Below are 444 nucleotides of genomic sequence, written 5' to 3' on the forward strand. Positions count from 1 at the left end.
CTTCTCGGTTTGAGATTTCTGGTGATTTCCCTCTCCTTGTTGCCCAATAGACCCAGTTTCCGTCATACGTCGATGCGTTCGGTCTGACCAGCGTGTGGTATACAATGGGAGTCCAGGAGTGTTTTTGGAGTCGTAGACCATCCTTGGTTTGGAATATCCACTTATCCTTCCTTTCATCCCCGTTGCTCAGTTTTGCCATTCCTGTTCGGTAGTATTTTCTGAGCGTTTTGTATTCGGCGTTTCCGCATCGTGATACTATCCATGCCCGCAGTTGTTGCCAGAGTATGTTATCTAGCTTATTGAAAATCTCCTTAGAGACTACCCCCGAGTAATACCTTGCCCATCCAGTGATGATGGGGTTGAGTCTTTTAATCAGGGCGGCTTGAGGTGCAGTTTTGTGATTTTTAATCACCTCTTTTACCTTTTCAATGTGGGCTTTGATTG

1 protein-coding gene is annotated in these 444 nt (G+C 45.7%); it reads right to left on the reverse strand.

The annotated features are described in order from the left end of the window. Positions 1-444, reverse strand: a 444-nt coding sequence (locus AC0QHF_RS10560) for a group II intron maturase-specific domain-containing protein (protein ID WP_324704168.1), incomplete at both ends; no start/stop codon positions are given.

The organism is Lyngbya sp. CCY1209, from assembly GCF_055795065.1.